Source organism: Achromobacter sp. 1011811831 (genome assembly GCF_059760905.1).
Map to the genome: position 1 here is coordinate 14008 of NZ_JCBANG010000078.1, position 18387 is coordinate 32394.

Genomic DNA, 18387 nt, shown 5'->3' on the forward strand with positions numbered 1-18387 from the left:
CTATACCGGACGCTCGCCCATGACCGTGGTCCGATAGATCGTCCGCCGCAGACTGGCCGGCAGCTCACGCGTGGTCGCCTTGTGCATCACGCAGCGGTTGTCCCACATCACGACGTCACCCGGCGACCACTGCAGCGCGTACTGGGATTCCGGCCGGGTGCAATGCGCGAACAGGCGTTCCAGCAGCTCCCGGCTGTGCTCGGCGCCCCACCCCGCCACCTCGGCGGTCATGCCGGGATGCACGTACAGCGCCTTCCTCCCCGTTTCTGGGTGGGTACGCGCGATGGGATGTTCAACATCTGGCGTTTCCGCCAGCTGCGTGGCATCCATCACCACCCGGGTGCCCTCATCGGCTCGGCTGTTGCGGGGGCGGTAGCGGTGCACGGCCTTCAACCCGTCCAGCTGCGCCTTGGTCGCATCGTCCAGTGTGTCATAGGCCCGGTACATGTTGATGAACAGCGTATTGCCGCCTTCCTCGGGAATGGTCTGCGCGTTCAGGATGGTGGCCTTGGCGGGGCATTCGCGAAAGGCGAAGTCCGAATGCCAGTAGGAACCGCCGTCAGCAATGCCCGCGGGCACGCCGTTCTTGACTTCGTTCGACAGCACGAAGATCTCGGGGTACTCGGGATGGTTGTACTGGGACAGCACGTGGATATCCAGTTCGCCGAAACGGCGGCTGAAGCGCAGCTGCCCTTCTGGCGACAGCTGCTGGTCCTTGAAAACCAGCAGCTGATGCTTCAGGAACAGTTCATTCACGGCGGCGAAGGCCGCATCGTCCAGCGTTTCGAGATTCACGCCGCGCACTTGCGCGCCGATGAGCGGACTGAGAGCTTGGGCTTTCATGTTCGGGCTCCGAAGAAAGGGTTCAGGGCAGGCGGTGGACGCGAGCCTCGGTGCGCAGCAGCGGCTCGGCGCCGTGCTCACCGATCAGGACGGGATATTCCAGCCGCATGCCGCCCAGGCCGGGCCGGTACAGGTGCGTGCCCAATGCCACCACCATGCCCGGCGTGACCTCGTCGTGGCTGCGCAGGTTGATGAAGGGACGGGTGCGGGCGCAGGTGCCCAGGCCGTGCCCGAACAGGGGCAGGCCGAACTCGGCGAGCCCGTGTTTTTCGAACACGGCGATGCCGCGCCGCGCGCAGTCGGCGATGGCGCGTCCCGGCGTCAGCGCGGCGAGCATGGTCTGCACGGTTTCCTCCCAGCAGTCGATCAGGGCGGCCTGCGCCTCGGTCGGCCGGCCCAGGAAGATCGGCAGCGCCGTATCGGCCATGTACAGATCCAGCAGCGGATGCAGATCCAGGATGACGAATTCGTCCCGCCCGATGGGCCGGTCGGTCGCCTGCTGCGTGACGCCCCGCAGGAAGCCGGTGCGTTCGCCCGCCCCCACCTCGGTACCGCCCGTCACCGCCCAGGACCAGGTGCTGCCGCGCTGCCGGATGGCGCGTTCGATCTCGCCGGCGATCTCGTTTTCGGTGGCGCCGGCCCGCACGGCATTCATGCCCTGCTCGAAACCGTAGTCGGACACTTCGGCGGCATGGCGCAGGCGCTCGATCTCGGCGGCATCCTTGATCAGCATGAGATCGTCGATCACATCCACCCCGTTCTCGAACCGGGCCTTGGGCAATTGCCCGGACAGGGAAAAGAACTCGGCAGCGGTCAGCATGCCGGGCGCGATCTGGGCGGCGCCCGGATGCGCCAGGTCCAGGGCGACCTTGCCCTGCGCCAGGCCATGGTGCTCCAGCCGCTGGCGTATCAACTGCGGAAAATCGGCGAACTCGAATTCGTGCACATCCATATCGTGGCCTTCGGCGCGCACGCGCGCGGCGTCCATGGCCCAATAGATGAACTCGCAGTGGCCCGAGGCCGTGACCAGCACGGCGCCGCGCCAGGGCATGAACGCCCCGCTCAGATAGTGCAAGGCGCCCTGGCGGGTGCCGAGATAGGCGTCGAAACCGAGTTCGCGCGCGTGCTGGGCGACCCGCTTGCGGCGGGCCTGGAAATCGATGGGCAACATGGGAATTCCTTGGCGGGGGTTCAGGAAACGGAAGCGCCGGACGCCTTGACCACGGGCGCCCATTTCTCGGTTTCCTCTGTCGTGAAACGGGCGAATTCATCGGGCGTGCTGGCAACCGGATCGGCAGCCTGCGAGGTGAGCTGCGCCTTGACCTTGGGGTCGGCCAGGGCCTTGGCGATTTCCTGCTGAAGACGGTCCACCACCGGACGCGGCGTGCCAGCCGGCGCGAACACGCCGATCCAGGACGTCATCGCATAGCCGGGCAGCGTTTCTGATACCGAAGGCACGTCCGGCTCGGCCGGCGACCGCTTGGGCCCCGTGACGGCGATGGCGCGCAGCTTGCCCGCCTTGATCAGCGGCTGGGCGATGACCAGGCTGTCGAACGCCAGATCGGCCTGGCCGCCCATCACGTCCGTCAACGCCGGCAGGCTGCCCTTGTAGGGGATGTGCTGCATCTTGATGCCCGCCATCTCGTTGAAGAGTTCGCCCGACATGTGCATCGACGTTCCGCTGCCGCCCGAGGCCCGGTTGAGTTCACCGGGATGGGACTTGGCATAGGCGATCAGATCGGCCACCGAGTTGATCGGCAGCTTGGGGTTGACCACAACCACCAGCGGATAGGACACGACCTGGGTCACCGCCATCAGGTCCTTCAGCGGCTGGTACGGCATCGACTTGTACAGCGTCTGGTTGATGGCATTGGTGCCGATCGTGCCCATCAGGATGGTGTGGCCATCGGGCGCGGCCTTGGCCACCGCGTCCGCGCCGATATTGCCGCCGGCGCCGGGCTTGGCCTCGACGACGACGGGCACGCCCATGCTCTGGGTCATGCGCTCGGCAAGCAGGCGGGTGACGATTTCCGTGGGACCGCCCGCGGCCGCGGGCACGATGAAGCGGATGGGCTTGCTGGGATAGGTGTCGCCGGCGGCCGCGGCAACCGCCGCGCCCAGCGCCAGGACGACCGCGCCCGTGGCGCGGATGAATCTGCTGCACATGGCCTTCCTCCTTGGATGCGTGTCCGTGCCAGAATCATGACCGGACATCTTTTGGCGAACATTTGTTCGCTAAACATCATTTTATGGAGAAAGCGGCGGATGTCAAACTACAATCGACGGCATTGCAGAACACCATCGTGGACCCATGGATTCGACCTTGCCGGAAACCAGCGAAAAGAAAGAAGAGTTTCTCGACAGCCTGGCCAATGGCCTGCAGCTGTTGCGTATCTACGCCACGGGCGTGGCCAGCGTGACGGTGCAGGAAGCCGCCGAGCAGCTGGACGTCACGCGCGCGGCATCGCGCCGCATCCTGCTGACGCTGGAAAAGCTGGGATATGTGCGGCAAGACGGCAGGCAGTTCTCGCCCACCCCCAAGGTCATGGACCTGGGATATGCCTATTTCGCCTCGCTGAGCCTGCCCAGCCTGGTGCGGCCGGTGATGCAGGATGTAGCGCGCGCCTTGGGTGAAACCTGTTCACTGGGCGTGCTGGACCGCGAGCACGTCGTGTTCCTGGCGCGCGAGGAAGCGCCCAAGCTGCTCAAGCTGGACCTGACGATCGGCAGCCGCCTGCCCGCCTACGCTCATTCGCTGGGACGCGCGCTGCTGTCGACGCTGGACGACGAGACGCTTGACCAGTATCTGGACAACGCCGAACTCAAGCGCCTCACGCCCTACACCACGGTCTCGAAGACCGCGTTGCGCAAGCTGATCCGCCAAGTGCGCAGCGACGGCTACAGCATTTCGGTCAGCGAGCTGGTGGATGGTTTTGCCGGCGTGGCCGTGCCGCTGCGCAACCATGAAGGCAAGGTGGTGGCGGGCCTGAGCGTCAGCATGGTGCTGGGCGCCCGCTCACCGGATGAGCTGCGGCGCCAGCACCTGCCCGCGCTGCAACGCGCGGCGGCGACGATACTTGACTCGATGCCGCGCAGCGGCATCTGACCCAGGCGGGCGCGCTCAGCCGTCCAGGCCCAGCAGCGCCTTCAGCGCGTCCTCGTCCAGCACGGTGACGCCCAGTTCCTGCGCCTTGGCCAGCTTGCTGCCGGCCTCTTCGCCCGCCACCAGGTAGGCGGTCTTCTTGGAAACCGAGCCGCTGACCTTGCCGCCCGCCGCCTGGATGCGCATCGAGGCTTCCTCGCGCGTCCAGGTGGGCAGCGTGCCGGTCAGCACGAAGGTCTTGCCGGCCAGCGTGGTGTCCTCGGGCATGGCCTCGGCCACCGGATGCACGCCCTGCGACTTGAGCTGTTCGATGACGTCGCGGTTGTGCTGTTCGGCGAAGAAGCGGCGGATGGAGCCCGCCACCACCGGCCCCACGTCCGGCACGGACGACAGCGCGTCCTCGTCGGCGTCCATGATGGCCTCGATGCTGCCGAAATGGCGCGCCACGTCGCGCGCGGTGGTCTCGCCGACGTGACGGATACCCAGCGCGAACAGCAGGCGTCCCAGCGCCGGCGCGCGGGCCTTGTCGATGGCCTCGACCAGGTTGTCGGCCGACTTCTGGCCCATGCGGTCCAGGCCCACCAGTTCGAGCGGCCGCAGGCTGTACAGATCGGCCAGCGACTTCACGCGGCCGCTGTCGACCAGCTGGTCCACCAGTTTTTCACCCAGCCCTTCGATATCCAGCGCCTTGCGGCTGGCGGCGTGCCACAGCGTCTGCTTGCGCTGCGCGCCGCAGAACAGGCCGCCGGTGCAACGGGCGATGGTCTCGTCCTCCAGCCGCTCGATGGCCGAGCCGCAGACCGGACAGGCGGTGGGCATGACGAACTCGCGCGCGTCGGCGGGCCGCTTTTCCAGCACCGCGCCAACCACCTCGGGAATCACGTCGCCGGCGCGGCGCACGATCACCGTGTCGCCGATGCGCACATCCTTGCGCCGGATCTCGTCTTCGTTGTGCAGCGTCGCGTTGGTCACGGTGACGCCGCCCACGAACACCGGCTTGAGCCGCGCGACGGGCGTGATGGCGCCGGTGCGTCCCACCTGCACCTCGATGTCCAGCAGGGTCGTGGTGGCCTCTTCGGCCGGGAACTTGTGCGCCAGCGCGAAGCGCGGTGCGCGAGCCACGAAGCCCAGCAGCCTCTGCGCCGCCAGCGAATCGACCTTGTAGACCACCCCGTCGATGTCATAGGGCAGCGACGGGCGCAGCGCCCCGACCTTGGCGTAATAGTCCAGCAGCCCCTGGGCGCCACGGACGCGCTGGTTGAATTTCACGTTGACGGGCAGGCCCAGCGAGCCCAGCCAGTCCAGCATGGCGCCGTGCAGCTTGCCGGTATCGCCGGGCAGCGCCTCGGCGCCGGAAGCTGCCTCGTCGAACAGTCCGGCCTGCTCTTGCGGGATACCGCGCAATTCGCCCCAGCTGTAGGCGAAGAAGCGCAGCGGCCGCTTGGCGGTGATGCGGGGGTCGAGCTGGCGCAGGCTGCCGGCGGCGGCGTTGCGCGGATTGACGAAGATCTTTTCGTCTCGCTTGGCCTGCGCCTGGTTCAGTTTTTCGAAATCGGCGCGGTTCATCAGCACTTCGCCGCGCACTTCCAGCACCTTGGGCGCGGGGCCGCTGAGCTGCAGCGGAATGGCCTTGATCGTACGGATATTGGAGGTGACGTCCTCGCCGGTCTGGCCGTCGCCGCGCGTGGCGGCCTGCACCAGGCGGCCGTCCTCGTAGCGCAGGCTGATCGCCAGGCCGTCGAGCTTGAGTTCACAGAAATAGTCGGCTTCTTCGGCCGGGCCCAGGAGGCCCGCGCCGCGCAGCGTGTCGGTCACGCGGCGGTCGAAGGCTTCCACGTCCTCGGCCTCGAAGGCATTGCCCAGCGACAGCATGGGCACGGCGTGGCTGACGCTGCCGAAGGCCGAAACCGGCGCCGCGCCAACGCGCTGGGTCGGCGACTCGGGCGTGACCAGCTCGGGATGCGCGGCCTCCAGGGCCTGCAGCTCCCGCATCAGGTCATCGTATGCCGCGTCCGAGATGGAGGGATCGTCGTAGACGTAATACCGGACGTTGTGCTGCTCGATTTCGGCGCGCAGGCGCGCCGCGGCCTGGGCCGCGGTTTCACCGCCAGAGGGGCTGCTCATTATGCAAAGACCCGTTGCGCGCGCGCGCTGCCGGCGGGCAGGCCAGCCTGCTCCAGCTGGCCGAACAGCACCTGCAGGCGCTCGTCGATCACGGTTTCGGAGCCATCGGCCAGCGGCTTGCCCTGGTCATCGACCAGTTCGGCGCGCAGGCGCGCGGCCAGCTCGCGGCCGACCTCGACCATGCGGCCGAAGGCGCGGCTGTCGGCCGGGCTGCAAGGCACGTCCAGCAGCAGATACAGGCGTTCGATGCCACCCATGCCGGCGTCGAATGCGGCGCCGTCGGCGCGCGACAGCGTGAAATGGGCCACGCCGTTGTCGGACGGCCAGGCCAGGCGGCTGCCGTCGGCGACGAATCCTGTGTCACGGGCCACGTTCAGCACTTCGGCGGCGGGTTGCGCGCCGCCCAGCAGCAGCGTCAGGCCGACCTGGGTGTCCAGCGCGGCGCAAGTGTCGTCCAGGCGGGCGGCCTGCTCCAGCACGGCTTGCTGGTCCGGCCCCTCGATGGTGGCTTCGAAACGCTCGGCCAGGTCCTGGGCGCGCGCCCAGGCCTGCGACCATTCAATGGCGGTCAGCGGACCGCTGCGGTTGGCCAGCAGCACGGCCAGCGACATCGCGGCATAGCTCTCGCCTGCGTGGATGCGGGCGCGATGGCGGCCCTGGTCGGTGGTGGCGAACACGCGCATCGGCTTGCGGCCGACATGGCGCAGGCTTTGCAGGTAGGGCAGCACATCGGCGCCACGGGCCGGCTCGGCGAAATGGATTTCGATGACGACTTCGCAGGCGGGATCCGGTTCCTCGGTATCGTCGGCGTCGCTGCCGGCGTCCACCGGCACGGGCTGCTCGGGATGCGCGCGCGGCGCATCGCCGCCCATGCCCGGCTCGCGACGCGGCACGCCGGCGGCCGGAGCCGCCCCGGCGCCCAGCAGGGGATCCTGCTCGCTGGTCGGGAAATGGCTTTGCATCTTGCGCCGGACCCGGCGGTCCTGCCACCAGTTGAAGCCCAGCACCAGCAGTATCAGCAAGACGCCCAGGGCAATCAGCCCGATCTGCAAATCACTCATGTGTAAATCCCGCGCCGTCAGCCGGCGCCCTTCTGAATATTGGGTTTATGCCGCTTCGGAGGCCATTTGCACGGCCGAATCTATATCTACCGCAACAATACGCGAAACCCCCTGCTCTTGCATGGTCACGCCGACCAATTGCTTGGCCATCTGCATTGCGATCTTGTTGTGCGAGATGAACAGGAACTGCGTCTGCTCGCTCATGTTGCTGACCAGGTTGGCGTAGCGCTCGGTGTTGGCGTCGTCCAGCGGTGCGTCCACCTCGTCCAGCAGGCAGAACGGCGCGGGGTTGAGCTTGAACAGCGCGAACACCAGCGCAGTCGCCGTCAGCGCCTTTTCGCCGCCCGACAGCAGGTGGATGGTGCTGTTGCGCTTGCCCGGAGGCTGCGCCATCACCTGCACGCCGGCGTCGAGGATTTCCTCGCCGGTCATGGTGAGCTTGGCCTCGCCGCCGCCGAAGAGCTTGGGGAACAGCTCGCCGAAATGGCCGTTGACGGTATTGAAGGTCTCTTGCAGCAGCTCGCGAGTCTCGCGGTCGATCTTGCGGATCGCGTCTTCCAGGGTCTCGATGGCGGTCATCAGGTCCTGGTGTTGCGAATCGAGGAAACCCTTGCGTTCGCGCGAGCTGTTCAGCTCGTCCAGCGCGGCCAGGTTGACCGAGCCCAGCGACTCGATCTGGCGCGAGATGCGCGAGACCTCAGATTGCAGCCAGCTGGCGCGGCGCCATTCGTCGGGCTGGTTGGCCAGTTCCTGGGCCAGCGCCTCGCGGTCGACCTCGCGGGCGTTGAGCTGCTCGGTGAATTGTTCCTCGGCCAGGCGCGCGGCCTGTTCCTGCAACTGCAGTTCGGTGATGCGGGCGCGGCGCGGCTCCAGCAGGCGTTCCTGCGTCAGGCGGTCCTCGTCGGCGCCGCGCAGCAGGGCCGCCAGATTGTCCATTTCCTGGCGCGCGCGCGACAGCGCGTCCTCGCGCTCGGCGCGCAGTTCCAGCGCGTCCTGCAGGCCTGCCTGCGAGGCCGAGGCGTCCAGTTCGGTCAGGTCGGCCTGGAGCTGTTCGAGCTCGACATTGGCGCGCTGGCTTTGATCGGCGGCCAGCTGGCGGTTGCGCTGCAGGTCGGTGATGCGGACCTGGACGCCGCGCTCGGCGAATTCCGCCTCCTGAGCGGCGCGCTCCAGCTCGCGCAGCTTGGCGCGGGCGGCCTCGGCCTGGGCGGCCAGGGTCTCGCCTTCGATCTCGGCGTCGGCGAAACGCGACTGATGCTCGGCCAGTTCCTCGTCCAGCGATTCGAAGCGGGCCTCGGCTTCCTCGCGCGCGGCGCGCAGGTCTTCCTCATTGGCCGCGATTTCCTCCAGGTCCTGGCGCAGGCGCGAGGCGCGCTCGCCGGACTGCTCGGCCTGCTGTTGCAGACGCGAATGCTCGAGCTGGATGTCGTGCACGCGGCGCGTGACCTCGGCCACGCGCTGACGCGCCGGCGCGATCGACTGGGACACCTGCTGCCAGGCGACCTCGGCGCGGGCCACGGCGGCGCGGGTCTGGTCGGCGATCAGCTGCTGCGCCTTGATTTCGCGCTGCAGGTTCTCGATCTCCTGCTGGCGGGCCAGGAGACCCGCCTGCTCGGAGTCGGGCGCGTAGAAGCGCACGCTGTGCGCGTCGACCAGATGGCCGGCCTTGACCACGCAGGCGGCGCCGGCGGGCAGCGTGGCGCGCATGGCCAGGGCCTGGGCCAGGTCAGGCGCGGTATAGACGCCCGCCAGCCACTCGTTGAGCAGCGTGCGCAGGTCGGGATCGGTGATGCGCAGCAGGCTGGCCAGCGGCGTCAGCCCGGCGGGCGCGGCCGGCGCGGGGGCCGCGACCGGCAATTGGTAGAAGGCCAGCCGAGCGGGCGGCGCGTCTTCGGCGAAGGCGCGGGCCCAATCCAGGCTGCGCACTTCCATCGAGGCCATGCGCTCGCGCATGGCCGATTCCAGCGCGGTTTCCCAGCCCGGCTCGATATGCAGTTTCTGCCACAGGCGCTGCAGGCCGGCCAGCTCGTGCTTGGCCAGCCAGGGTTCCAGCGCGCCCTGCTTCTGCACGTCTTCCTGCAGCTTGACCAGGGCGGACAGGCGGGCCTCCAGGCGCGCCAGGCTCTGCACTTCGGTCTGGGCATCGCCCTGGGCGCGGCTGCGCTCGGCGTCGGCCTCGGGCACGCGGGCTTCCAGCTCGGCCAGCTGGCCCTGGGCCTCTTCGAGCTGGTCCTCGCCCGCGGCGCGGTCGCCAGCCAGCTGTTCCAGGCGCGCCGGATCCGGGCTGTGCAGTTCGCGCAATTCCTGCTGCAGACGTTCGCGGCGCTGTTCCAGCGCCTGCATCTGGCGGTCGGCATCGCGCTGCGACTGCGCCACCAGGGCCAGGTTCTGTTCGACGCGCGCCAGGGCGGCGCGCATCTCGTCGCGGCCGCCGGCGGCTTCGCGCACGCGCTGCTCGACGTCGGGCAGCGACGCGTGGGCGTCCTCGGCAGCGGCGCGCGCCTCTTCGGTGCGGGCCGCGCCGGTGGCCAGGTCATCCTCGGCCTGGGCGATCTGTTCGGTGCAGTGCTCGCGCTGGGTGTTCCACTCGGCGATCTGCTGCTGCAATTGCTCGCGGCGCGCCTGCAGGCGGTTGCGCGAATCCACCACGTGGCGGATCTCGGCCTCCAGGCGGCTGACCTGGGCATTGGCTTCGTAGAGCTGGCCCTGGGCGGAGTGGACGGCGTCGCTGGCGGCGTAGTGCGCCTGGCGGCGCGATTCCAGCTCGGCCTCGCCGGCGCGCAGGCCGGCGATGGCGGCTTCCAGCTCGTTCTGCGCCTGCTGCATTTCCTGGGCCTTGCGGGCGCGTTCTTCGCGCGCGCCGGTTTCCTTCAGGAACCACAGCGAATGCTGCTTCTTTTCGCCGTCGGCCTGCAGCTCGCGATAGCGCGTGGCGACTTCGGCCTGCGCCTCCAGCTTTTCGAGCTGGCTGTTCAGCTCGCGCAGGATGTCCTCGACCCGGGTCAGGTTCTCGCGCGTGTCGGACAGGCGGTTCTCGGTTTCGCGGCGGCGCTCTTTATAGCGCGACACGCCGGCGGCCTCTTCCAGGAACACCCGCAGTTCTTCGGGGCGCGCCTCGATCAGGCGGTTGATCATGCCCTGGCCGATGATGGCGTAGCCGCGGGCGCCCAGGCCGGTGCCCAGGAAGATGTCGTGGATGTCGCGGCGACGGACCTGCTGGTTGTTGACGAAATAGCTGCTGGTGCCGTCGCGGGTCAGCACCCGGCGCACCGCGATCTCGGCGTAGGTGCTCCACTGGCCGGCGGCGCGCCCTTCGCTGTTGTCGAACACCATTTCCACCGAGGCGCGCGCGGCCGGCTTTCGGTTGCCCGAGCCGTTGAAGATGACGTCCTGCATGGACTCGCCACGCAGCTCCGAAGCCTTGGCCTCGCCCAGCACCCAGCGCACGGCGTCGATGATGTTCGACTTGCCGCAACCGTTGGGGCCCACCACGCCCACCAGTTGGCTGGGCACGGGGATCACGGTGGGATCGACGAAGGACTTGAAGCCGGCGAGTTTTAGCTGAGTAAGACGCACAGTACGATGACGGACCGGGTGGTGGGTTGAACGAAAGGCGTTAACAGACCGGGACCTGCCGCGCAGATTGCAAACCGGCCCCAGGAGGGCCGGCGCGCATATGGCCCGTATGATACCGCAGGCGGTCTGTCCCCGAACGTGAACAAGCGTCAAGAGGCGTGACGCGCGCGCCATCCCGATCCGGTCAAACCGCGGGCAAACGCCGAGCCGGGCAGGACTGTGCCACCGGCTATACTCCCTGACACTTTTTGGAACGGCACACTATTCAACCAGCAGGCTGGCCGGCTCGGGCCAGGCATCGGGGACATTCTTGAAACGTGGTTTCTATCTGGTCATGGCCGCGCAGGCCTTCTCATCATTGGCGGACAACGCGCTGTTCATCGCGGCGATCGCCCTGATACAGGAACTGCACGGGCCTGACTGGCTGGCGCCCATGATGAAATGGACCTTCGCCCTGGCCTACGTGGTGCTGGCCGCCTTCGTCGGCGCCTTCGCCGACTCCTTCCCCAAGGGCCGGGTGATGTTCAGCACCAATGCCCTGAAGGTCGCCGGCTGTCTGCTGATGTTCTCATACGCCAGCCTGGGCATCGCCCCGGAATATCAGACGTATCTGGTATGCGCGGCCTATGGCGTGGTCGGCATCGGCGCCGCCGCCTACTCGCCGGCCAAGTACGGCATCGTCACCGAAATGCTGCCGCCGTCCATGCTGGTCAAGGGCAACAGCTGGATCGAGGGCCTGACGGTGCTGTCCATCATCCTGGGCACCGTGCTGGGCGGCTTGCTGATCTCGTCGCACGTGTCCAACGCCTTGCTGCACCATTCCTTCATCGGCAAGCTGGTGCATTCGCCAGCCGAGGCGGCCATCCTGGTGATCGCCTTCGTCTACCTGCTGGCGGCCCTGTGCAACCTGATGATTCCGCAGACGCACGTGCGCTACCCGCCGCAGCAGAAAAACCCGATCAAGCTCATGGGCACCTTCTGGGGTTATGTCTGCGTGCTGTGGCGCGACAAGCTGGGCCAGATCTCGCTGGCCGTCACGACCCTGTTCTGGGGCGCCGGCGCCACGCTGCAGCTGATCGTCATCGAATGGGGTCGCAGCCACCTGGGCTACCAGCTCGACAAGGCCTCGATCCTGATGGGCGTGGCGGCGCTGGGCACCGTGGTGGGCTCGATCCTGGCCGGCCGCATTCCGCTGCGCCGCGCGTTGTCGGTGCTGCCGGTGGGCGCGGCCATGGGCCTGGTGGTGCTGCTGATGCCGCTGGTCTATGCCCCCTGGAGCGTCTACCTGTTGCTGCTGGTCACCGGCGGCCTGGCCGGCTTCTTCGTCGTGCCCATGAACGCCCTGCTGCAACACCGCGGCCACGTGCTGCTTTCCGCCGGCCATTCCATCGCCGTGCAGAACTTCAACGAGCAGCTCAACATCCTGCTCATGGTCGCCATGTACACGCTGCTGCTGTGGCTGCAGCTGCCGATCAACATCATCATCGTGATGTTCGGCACCGTGGTCGCCGTGCTGATGGTTGTCTTCATGCGCTGGTGCAAGCGCAACCTGCAGGCCAATCCGGAGCTGCAGGAGCAGATCGGCCAGGAAGGTCACGGCCGGGCCCTGGGGGAGTAACCCACCCCCGAAGCGCCTTTGGCGCTTCCCCCTCAAGGGGGCGCCGCTGCGGACCGGAAGGATAATCCCACCCTAGAAGCGCTACGCGCTTCCCCCCTCAAGGGCGCCGCTGCGGACCGGCAAAGCCGGCTCCGCGCGGCCTCGATTGGGGTGGCAATGTCGGATGGTCGTGCGTGTCTCTCGGGCGGCCCGTCTCAAGCATGCTGGCCAGCTCTGGCGCTTCAACGCGGCAGCGCCCATTGGGCGCGCATGCTGGCGGCGCGCCGTGCGCTCACACTCAATCGCTGAAATCAGACGGCGCGCGGATGCGCGCGTCAGTTCAGGCTGGAGGCCAGCTTCAGGTCTTGCCAGGCGCGGGACTTTTCCACCGGGCTGCGCAGCAGGTAGGCGGGGTGGTAGCTGACGATCACGGGGATCTGCGGGCCGGCGTCGGTCTTGAGCTGGTGCACACGGCCGCGCAGGCTGCCGATGGTGGCCTCGGTGCCCAGCAGCGTCTGGGCGGCGAAACGGCCCAGCACCAGGATGCGCTCAGGCTTGAGCAGCTCGATCTGGCGCATCAGGTAGGGGCTGCAGGCAGCGATTTCCTCGGGCTTGGGGTTGCGGTTGCCCGGCGGGCGGCACTTGATCACGTTGGCGATGAATACGTCGCGCTCGCGGCTCATGCCCACGGCCGACAGCATGGCGTCGAGCAACTGGCCCGAACGGCCGACGAAGGGCTGGCCCTGGCGGTCTTCCTGTTCGCCCGGCGCCTCGCCCACCACCAGCCAGCGCGCCGGCTGGCCGCCATGGCCGAAGACCGCGTGGCGGCGTCCCTGGCACAGGCCGCAGGCGGTGCAGGACACGACCTGTTCGCGCAGCTCGTCCAGGGTGGCGTTGCGCACGCGCTCGGCGACGGGAATGACCGGGGCCTCGGCGACTTCCGGCTCCTGCTTGGCGACCGGCCTGGGCGGCGGGCCGCTGCGCACGGCCGGGGCGACGCGCGCCGGCGCGTCCGGCCCGGGCGCGGCCTGCGCCTGCGGCGCCGCGGCAACGGGCAGCGCGACCGGCGAGGCCGGGTCCGGACGTTCGACCTGAGCCGGGCGGACGGGCACTTCCTTTTTCAAGTCAATGACTTGCGCATCGGCCTGGCGGACAGCAGGCGCGGACTTGAGCCACAGCTTCTCCATGCCGATCTCGCGCAGCCAGATGCGCTGCAACGGATTCACGCGCGGCGCGGCGGCGCCAGCCGGCGGGATGGCGGACATGATGTCTTCGGGCGACCGGACGGCGTTCATGCTCAGGCTCCGCTCGCGTCGAAACGCTTTTGCATGACCAGGGCGTCCTCGCGTCCGCCCTTGTCCGCCGGGTAATAGCCGCGGCGCACGCCGATCTGCAGATAGCCGTGCTTCTTATAGAAAGCGATGGCCGAGACGTTGGACGGCCGCACTTCCAGCAGCACGCCCTCCAGGCCGCGCTCGCGCGCGCGCTGTTCGCACCAAAGCATCAGCTCGCCGCCCAGCCCCTGCCGATGCAGGTTCCTGGCCACGGCGATGACCAGCAGATGGGCCACATCCGGCGCGAACATCAGGATACAGAAACCCGCCAGCTTGCCGTCCTGGCGCAAGGTCCAGGCGCCATAGCCGGCCGCCAGCGCATCGGAAAAGTTGCCGCGCGTCCAGGGGAAGGACTGCACATTGGCTTCCAGCGCGACCACCTCGTCCAGATCGGCGTCGGTCAGCGGCTGCGGCGTCGCCGGGATGGCCGGGCGCGCCTTGGGGTTGCCGCCTTCGCCGCGCATGCGCTCCGCGGTGGTGAAGGCGACCTTGTCTCTTACATAGAGTGGCGCGGCCAGTTCGGCCGGCACGGACTGGCCGCGCAGCCAGTCCTGGCGCGCCAGCCGCGCCACGCTGGCGGCTTCCGGACGCAGCGCGTCGGCCCGCCGCCAGGCGGGCGCCGGCGCCATGTCGGCCGCATAAGCGTCCCAGGCATCACCCGCGATCAACAGCGGCGCATCCAGGCGCCAGCCGGACTGATGATGCTGCGCCCAGGGCACGACTTCGGCGGCGGCGATCAGCATGGGTTCCTGGAGCGTCTCCCAGGAAGCCTGCTCGTCGCCTTCCGTTCCTGCCCGTCGGTAGACGGCCAGATAGACTTCATTCATGCGGGCGTCCAGCGCCACCAGCACGGCCTGGCCCGGCGCGGCTCCCGCCTGCGCGGCCACCGCCAGGTGCGAAACCACGGGCAGCACGGGAATATCCAGTCCCAGGGCCATGCCTTGGGCCACGCCGCAGGCCACCCGCAAGCCGGTGAAACCGCCCGGCCCCTGGCCGAACGCCACGGCGGCCAGCGCGTCAGGGGCCAGTCCTGCCTCGGCCAGCAGTTCGCCGGCCATGGGCAGCAGCCGTTCGGCGTGCTCCTGGGATCCCTCGCACTCGCGAACGGTGATGTCCAGCCGGCCGTCGGCCGCGCGCAACAGGGCTACGCCGCAGCGCGACGACGAGGTTTCCAGAGCCAGCAGGTTTAGTTCCATAGGTGCAGATTGTACGAAATTAGACGGCTTTGACCCGTCGAGAAGGGGGATTTCAACCAGGGCTCGCAATGTGTAATATCTTGTGAACGCCCTCTAGCCGCTGGTTCTTGTCACTGTTACATTTCCGGCCATGAACACTCAAAACACCACCCCCACCCGCAAAATCCTCGTCGTCGACGACGATCCGCGCTTGCGCGATCTGCTGCGCCGGTACTTGTCCGAGCAGGGATTCAACGTCTTCGTCGCCGAAGACGCCAAAGAGATGGGCAAACTCTGGCAACGCGAGCATTTCGACCTGCTCGTGCTGGATCTGATGCTGCCCGGCGAGGATGGCCTGTCCATCTGCCGCCGGCTGCGCGGTGGCCATGACAACACACCCATCATCATGCTGACGGCCAAGGCGGAAGAAATCGACCGCATCGTCGGCCTGGAGATGGGCGCGGACGACTACCTGTCCAAGCCGTTCAATCCTCGCGAGCTGCTGGCCCGGATCAACGCGATCCTGCGCCGCCGCGGCACCGAGGAACATCCCGGCGCCCCCAGCCAGGAAAACGAATCCATCGCCTTCGGCCCCTACGTGCTGAACCTGTCCACCCGCACGCTGACGCGCAACGGGGAACAGGTGCCCATCACCACGGGCGAATTCTCCGTGCTGAAGGTGTTCGCGCGCCATCCCAAGATTCCGCTGTCGCGCGACAAGCTGATGGAACTGGCACGCGGCCGCGAGTACGAAGCCTTCGACCGCAGCCTGGACGTGCAGATTTCCCGCCTGCGCAAGCTGATCGAACCGAACCCGTCCAAGCCCGTATTCATCCAGACCGTCTGGGGCCTGGGATACGTGTTCGTTCCGGACGGTGGCAGTTGATCGACAAGCCCGCCCCGGGCAGGAGCGCAGCCTCGTGCCCCGCTTGCGCAAAACCTTCAGGAACCTGACCTCGCGTCTGCGGCTGGGACTATTCGGCCGCACGTTCCTGTTGCTCGCCGCGCTGATGCTCGTCAGCCTGGGTGCGTGGCTACAAGTCTTCTTCAGCATGGAGCTGGGCCCGCGCGCCAACCAGATGGCGCAGCGGGTGATCACGGCCGTCAATATCACTCGCACCGCGCTGATCTACTCCCACGACGGCGAACGCAGCAAGCTCCTGCTCGACCTGGCCACCAATGAAGGCATCCAGGTCTATCCGCGCGAGGTCACCGACTACGCCGAGGCCCTGCCCGACGACGACTACTGGCAGCGCGTGGCGCAGCATATCCGCACGCGCTTCGGTCCCGAGACCCAGATCGCCTGGGGCGTGAACCAGGTGCCGGGCTTCTGGGTCAGCTTCCAGATCGAAAAAGAGCTGTACTGGCTGGTGTTCGAGCGCGAGCAGATCGGGCTGACCGGGGGCATCGAATGGCTGGGCTGGGGCGCGACCGCATTGCTGCTGTCGCTGGTGGGCGCGGCCGTCAGCGTGGGCTTCGTGAACCGGCCGCTGTCGCGGCTGGCGCGCGCGGCCCAGGTGCTGTCGCGCGGCGAGAACCCGGCGCCGCTGCCTGAGCAGGGGCCGCTCGAAATCCGTGACCTGAACGCCTCGTTCAACCGCATGGCCAAGGATCTGCGGCAGGCCGAGGCCGACCGGGAGCTGATGCTGGCAGGGATTTCCCACGACCTGCGCACGCCGCTGGCGCGCATGCGCCTGGAGATCGAGCTGAGCGGCGTGTCGGAAGACGCGCGCCAGGCCATCGACGAAGACCTGGGCCAGATCGACCACAGCATCGGCCAGCTCATGGAATACGCCCGTCCGGCGGGCACCCTGCCCCAGCTGGCGACGGACATTTCCGCTGTGCTGGCCGAACTCTACGAGCGCGAGCGCAGCCATACCGCCTCGCTGGGCGGCGAACTGGACGCCTCGCTGGAGCCCGGCCTGCGCGCGCGCATCACCGCGCTGGACCTCAAGCGCATCGTCAGCAACCTGATCGAGAACGCCCGTCGCTACGGCCGCTCAGAAGACGGCATGGCGCATCTGGTCATGACACTGCAAGCTGAGGGCGGCATCATCGCCATCGAGGTATGCGACCGCGGACCGGGCATCGCGCCCGAGGACGTGGAGCGCCTGCTACGTCCCTTCTCGCGCGGCGAAGCCGCGCGCACCGGCGTCAGCGGCGCCGGCCTGGGTTTGGCCATTGTCGAGCGGCTGCTCAAGCATGTGGGCGGATCCCTGCGCATGCTCCCCCGCGAGGGGGGCGGTTTGACCGCGCGGATAGAGCTGCCCAAAGCCAAATTTAGGAATTATCAATTAGACAGTGAAAATCAATAGCGTAGAATTAGTGGTTTGAGGCACAGGCTTCATTCCACCGACAACACTAGGAGTAAACATGAAAACTGTTGGCGACAAACTCGAGCCCTTCAAGGTTACCGGCGTCAAGCCCGGCTTCAACCAGCATGAAGAAAACGGCGTGTCCGCGTTCGAAGACATCACCGAAAGCTCCTTCCCCGGCAAGTGGAAGGTGATTTACTTCTACCCGAAGGACTTCACGTTCGTGTGCCCGACCGAAATCGTTGGCTTCAACAAGCTGGCCAAGGATTTCGAAGACCGCGACGCCGTCCTGCTGGGCGGTTCGAGCGACAACGAATTCGTCAAGCTGGCCTGGCGCCGTGAGCACCCGGACCTGAACAAGCTGGGTCACTACCAGTTCGGCGACACCACCGGCGCCCTGATCGACCAGCTGGGCGTGCGTGAAAAGGGTGCTGGCGTTGCCCTGCGCGCCACCTTCATCGTCGATCCGGACAACACGATCCAGCACGTTTCGGTGAACAACCTGAACGTCGGCCGTAACCCGGAAGAAGTTCTGCGTCTGCTCGACGGTCTGCAAACCGACGAGCTGTGCCCGTGCAACCGTACGGTTGGCGGCGCCACGCTGTAATTTCCAGCCCGGCCAGGGGTTTGCATGCGCAAGCTCCTGCCGGGCTTTAACTGCGCTAGATTATAGGTAAAAACTATGGAATTCCTCTCCACCATCAAAGAACAGTTGCCGGATTGGGCCAAGGACATCCGCCTGAATCTGGACGCCGTGATATCCCGCTCGACCCTGCCGGCCGAAGACGCCCTGGGTGCGGCGCTGGCCGCCGCCTATGCCGCGCGCAGCCCGTTCCTGGTCGAAGCCTTCAAGAGCGGCCTGTCCGAGACGGACGCCAATGCCGCGCTGTCCGCCGCCGCGCTAATGGGCATGAACAACATCTGGTATCCCTACGTGGAGATGGCCAACGATCCGCAGCTCAAGAGCCTGCCGCCGCAACTGCGCATGAACGCCTATGCCACGCACGGCGGCGTCGAGAAGAAGCGCTTCGAGCTGTTCGCGCTGGTGGCCTCCATCGTCGGCAAGTGCCACTTCTGCGTCCAGTCGCACTATGAAATCGTGAAGAACGAAGGCCTGTCGACCGAACAGGTGCGCGACGCCGGCCGCATCGCCGCCGTGGTGAACGCCGCCGCGCTGGCGCTGACCGCCCAGGGCAAGTAAGCCGGAGCGTCCGCCGGCATGCGCCGGCCAGCGCCTGAGCAACCGCCCAGAAAAAACC

At 67.4% G+C, this 18387-nt stretch carries 14 protein-coding genes; 6 read left to right on the plus strand and 8 right to left on the minus strand.

Translation table 11 applies throughout. The annotated features are described in order from the left end of the window. The 3 genes from AC6LJ9_RS23790 to AC6LJ9_RS23800 are packed head-to-tail and all read right to left on the minus strand — an operon-like array spanning position 1 to position 3009. The gene (locus AC6LJ9_RS23790) at positions 1-843 is read right to left on the minus strand and encodes a TauD/TfdA dioxygenase family protein (RefSeq protein ID WP_498149459.1); all 843 of its coding nucleotides are present in this window, start codon (positions 841-843) and stop codon (positions 1-3) included. Positions 844-865: 22 nt separating this feature from the next. Beyond that, positions 866-2014: a M24 family metallopeptidase gene (locus AC6LJ9_RS23795; protein ID WP_212320221.1), complete on the minus strand. Its 1149-nt coding sequence runs from the start codon at positions 2012-2014 to the stop codon at positions 866-868. A gap of 20 nt (positions 2015-2034) precedes the next feature. Next, a complete protein-coding gene (locus tag AC6LJ9_RS23800) occupies positions 2035-3009 on the minus strand; it encodes a Bug family tripartite tricarboxylate transporter substrate binding protein (protein ID WP_498149460.1) in 975 nt (324 codons plus the stop codon). A 145-nt stretch (positions 3010-3154) separates the two neighbouring features. Between AC6LJ9_RS23800 and AC6LJ9_RS23805 the strand changes: the two genes are divergently transcribed. Beyond that, positions 3155-3949 (plus strand): IclR family transcriptional regulator domain-containing protein, encoded by a 795-nt coding sequence (locus AC6LJ9_RS23805; protein WP_498149461.1) that lies wholly within the window; start codon positions 3155-3157, stop codon positions 3947-3949. 15 nt (positions 3950-3964) lie between these two features. On the opposite strand, the gene ligA is transcribed toward AC6LJ9_RS23805, so the two are convergent. From ligA to smc, 3 genes are read right to left on the minus strand one after another with little or no spacing between them, the layout of a single operon-like run. Then, positions 3965-6070 carry an NAD-dependent DNA ligase LigA gene (ligA, locus tag AC6LJ9_RS23810; RefSeq protein WP_498149462.1) on the minus strand — a complete coding sequence of 702 codons (2106 nt, stop codon included), beginning with the start codon at positions 6068-6070 and terminating at the stop codon, positions 3965-3967. Continuing rightward, positions 6070-7131 carry a cell division protein ZipA C-terminal FtsZ-binding domain-containing protein gene (locus AC6LJ9_RS23815; protein WP_498149463.1) on the minus strand — a complete coding sequence of 354 codons (1062 nt, stop codon included), beginning with the start codon at positions 7129-7131 and terminating at the stop codon, positions 6070-6072. The genes ligA and AC6LJ9_RS23815 overlap by 1 nt, the downstream gene beginning before the upstream one ends. Positions 7132-7176: 45 nt before the next feature. Then, positions 7177-10707 carry a chromosome segregation protein SMC gene (gene smc / locus AC6LJ9_RS23820; RefSeq protein ID WP_498149464.1) on the minus strand — a complete coding sequence of 1177 codons (3531 nt, stop codon included), beginning with the start codon at positions 10705-10707 and terminating at the stop codon, positions 7177-7179. A 310-nt stretch (positions 10708-11017) separates the two neighbouring features. Here smc and lplT point away from each other — a divergent pair, with 310 nt between their 5' ends. Next, positions 11018-12325 (plus strand): lysophospholipid transporter LplT, encoded by a 1308-nt coding sequence (gene lplT / locus AC6LJ9_RS23825; RefSeq protein ID WP_498149465.1) that lies wholly within the window; start codon positions 11018-11020, stop codon positions 12323-12325. A gap of 314 nt (positions 12326-12639) precedes the next feature. On the opposite strand, the gene AC6LJ9_RS23830 is transcribed toward lplT, so the two are convergent. Then, entirely contained in the window at positions 12640-13569 is a 930-nt protein-coding gene (locus tag AC6LJ9_RS23830; RefSeq protein ID WP_498149467.1) for a uracil-DNA glycosylase, read from the minus strand. Positions 13570-13601: 32 nt separating this feature from the next. Beyond that, a complete protein-coding gene (gene tsaB / locus AC6LJ9_RS23835) occupies positions 13602-14834 on the minus strand; it encodes a tRNA (adenosine(37)-N6)-threonylcarbamoyltransferase complex dimerization subunit type 1 TsaB (RefSeq protein ID WP_498149466.1) in 1233 nt (410 codons plus the stop codon). A 130-nt stretch (positions 14835-14964) separates the two neighbouring features. On the opposite strand from tsaB, the gene risA reads away from it, so the two are divergent. The 4 genes from risA (at position 14965) to AC6LJ9_RS23855 (ending at position 18329) form a co-directional block, all read left to right on the plus strand. Then, positions 14965-15699, plus strand: a complete 735-nt coding sequence (gene risA, locus AC6LJ9_RS23840) for a response regulator transcription factor RisA (protein ID WP_003813882.1) — start codon at positions 14965-14967, stop codon at positions 15697-15699. A gap of 34 nt (positions 15700-15733) precedes the next feature. Then, complete coding sequence (risS, locus tag AC6LJ9_RS23845) at positions 15734-17128, plus strand: sensor histidine kinase RisS (protein ID WP_212318861.1); 1395 nt, start codon at positions 15734-15736, stop codon at positions 17126-17128. A gap of 58 nt (positions 17129-17186) precedes the next feature. Beyond that, on the plus strand, positions 17187-17735 hold the full coding sequence (locus AC6LJ9_RS23850; protein ID WP_006389231.1) for a peroxiredoxin: 549 nt from the start codon (positions 17187-17189) through the stop codon (positions 17733-17735). 75 nt (positions 17736-17810) lie between these two features. Next, the gene (locus AC6LJ9_RS23855; protein ID WP_212318859.1) at positions 17811-18329 is read left to right on the plus strand and encodes a carboxymuconolactone decarboxylase family protein; all 519 of its coding nucleotides are present in this window, start codon (positions 17811-17813) and stop codon (positions 18327-18329) included. Positions 18330-18387 lie beyond the last annotated feature (58 nt).

Bases quoted from the DNA above. Each gene is read 5' to 3' on its own strand.
- AC6LJ9_RS23790 (WP_498149459.1), bottom strand. From the start codon at position 843: ATGAAAGCCCAAGCTCTCAGTCCGCTCATCGGCGCGCAAGTGCGCGGC.
- AC6LJ9_RS23795 (WP_212320221.1), bottom strand. From the start codon at position 2,014: ATGTTGCCCATCGATTTCCAGGCCCGCCGCAAGCGGGTCGCCCAGCAC.
- AC6LJ9_RS23800 (WP_498149460.1), bottom strand. From the start codon at position 3,009: ATGTGCAGCAGATTCATCCGCGCCACGGGCGCGGTCGTCCTGGCGCTG.
- AC6LJ9_RS23805 (WP_498149461.1), top strand. From the start codon at position 3,155: ATGGATTCGACCTTGCCGGAAACCAGCGAAAAGAAAGAAGAGTTTCTC.
- ligA (WP_498149462.1), bottom strand. From the start codon at position 6,070: ATGAGCAGCCCCTCTGGCGGTGAAACCGCGGCCCAGGCCGCGGCGCGC.
- AC6LJ9_RS23815 (WP_498149463.1), bottom strand. From the start codon at position 7,131: ATGAGTGATTTGCAGATCGGGCTGATTGCCCTGGGCGTCTTGCTGATA.
- AC6LJ9_RS23830 (WP_498149467.1), bottom strand. From the start codon at position 13,569: ATGTCCGCCATCCCGCCGGCTGGCGCCGCCGCGCCGCGCGTGAATCCG.
- tsaB (WP_498149466.1), bottom strand. From the start codon at position 14,834: ATGGAACTAAACCTGCTGGCTCTGGAAACCTCGTCGTCGCGCTGCGGC.
- risA (WP_003813882.1), top strand. From the start codon at position 14,965: ATGAACACTCAAAACACCACCCCCACCCGCAAAATCCTCGTCGTCGAC.
- AC6LJ9_RS23850 (WP_006389231.1), top strand. From the start codon at position 17,187: ATGAAAACTGTTGGCGACAAACTCGAGCCCTTCAAGGTTACCGGCGTC.
- AC6LJ9_RS23855 (WP_212318859.1), top strand. From the start codon at position 17,811: ATGGAATTCCTCTCCACCATCAAAGAACAGTTGCCGGATTGGGCCAAG.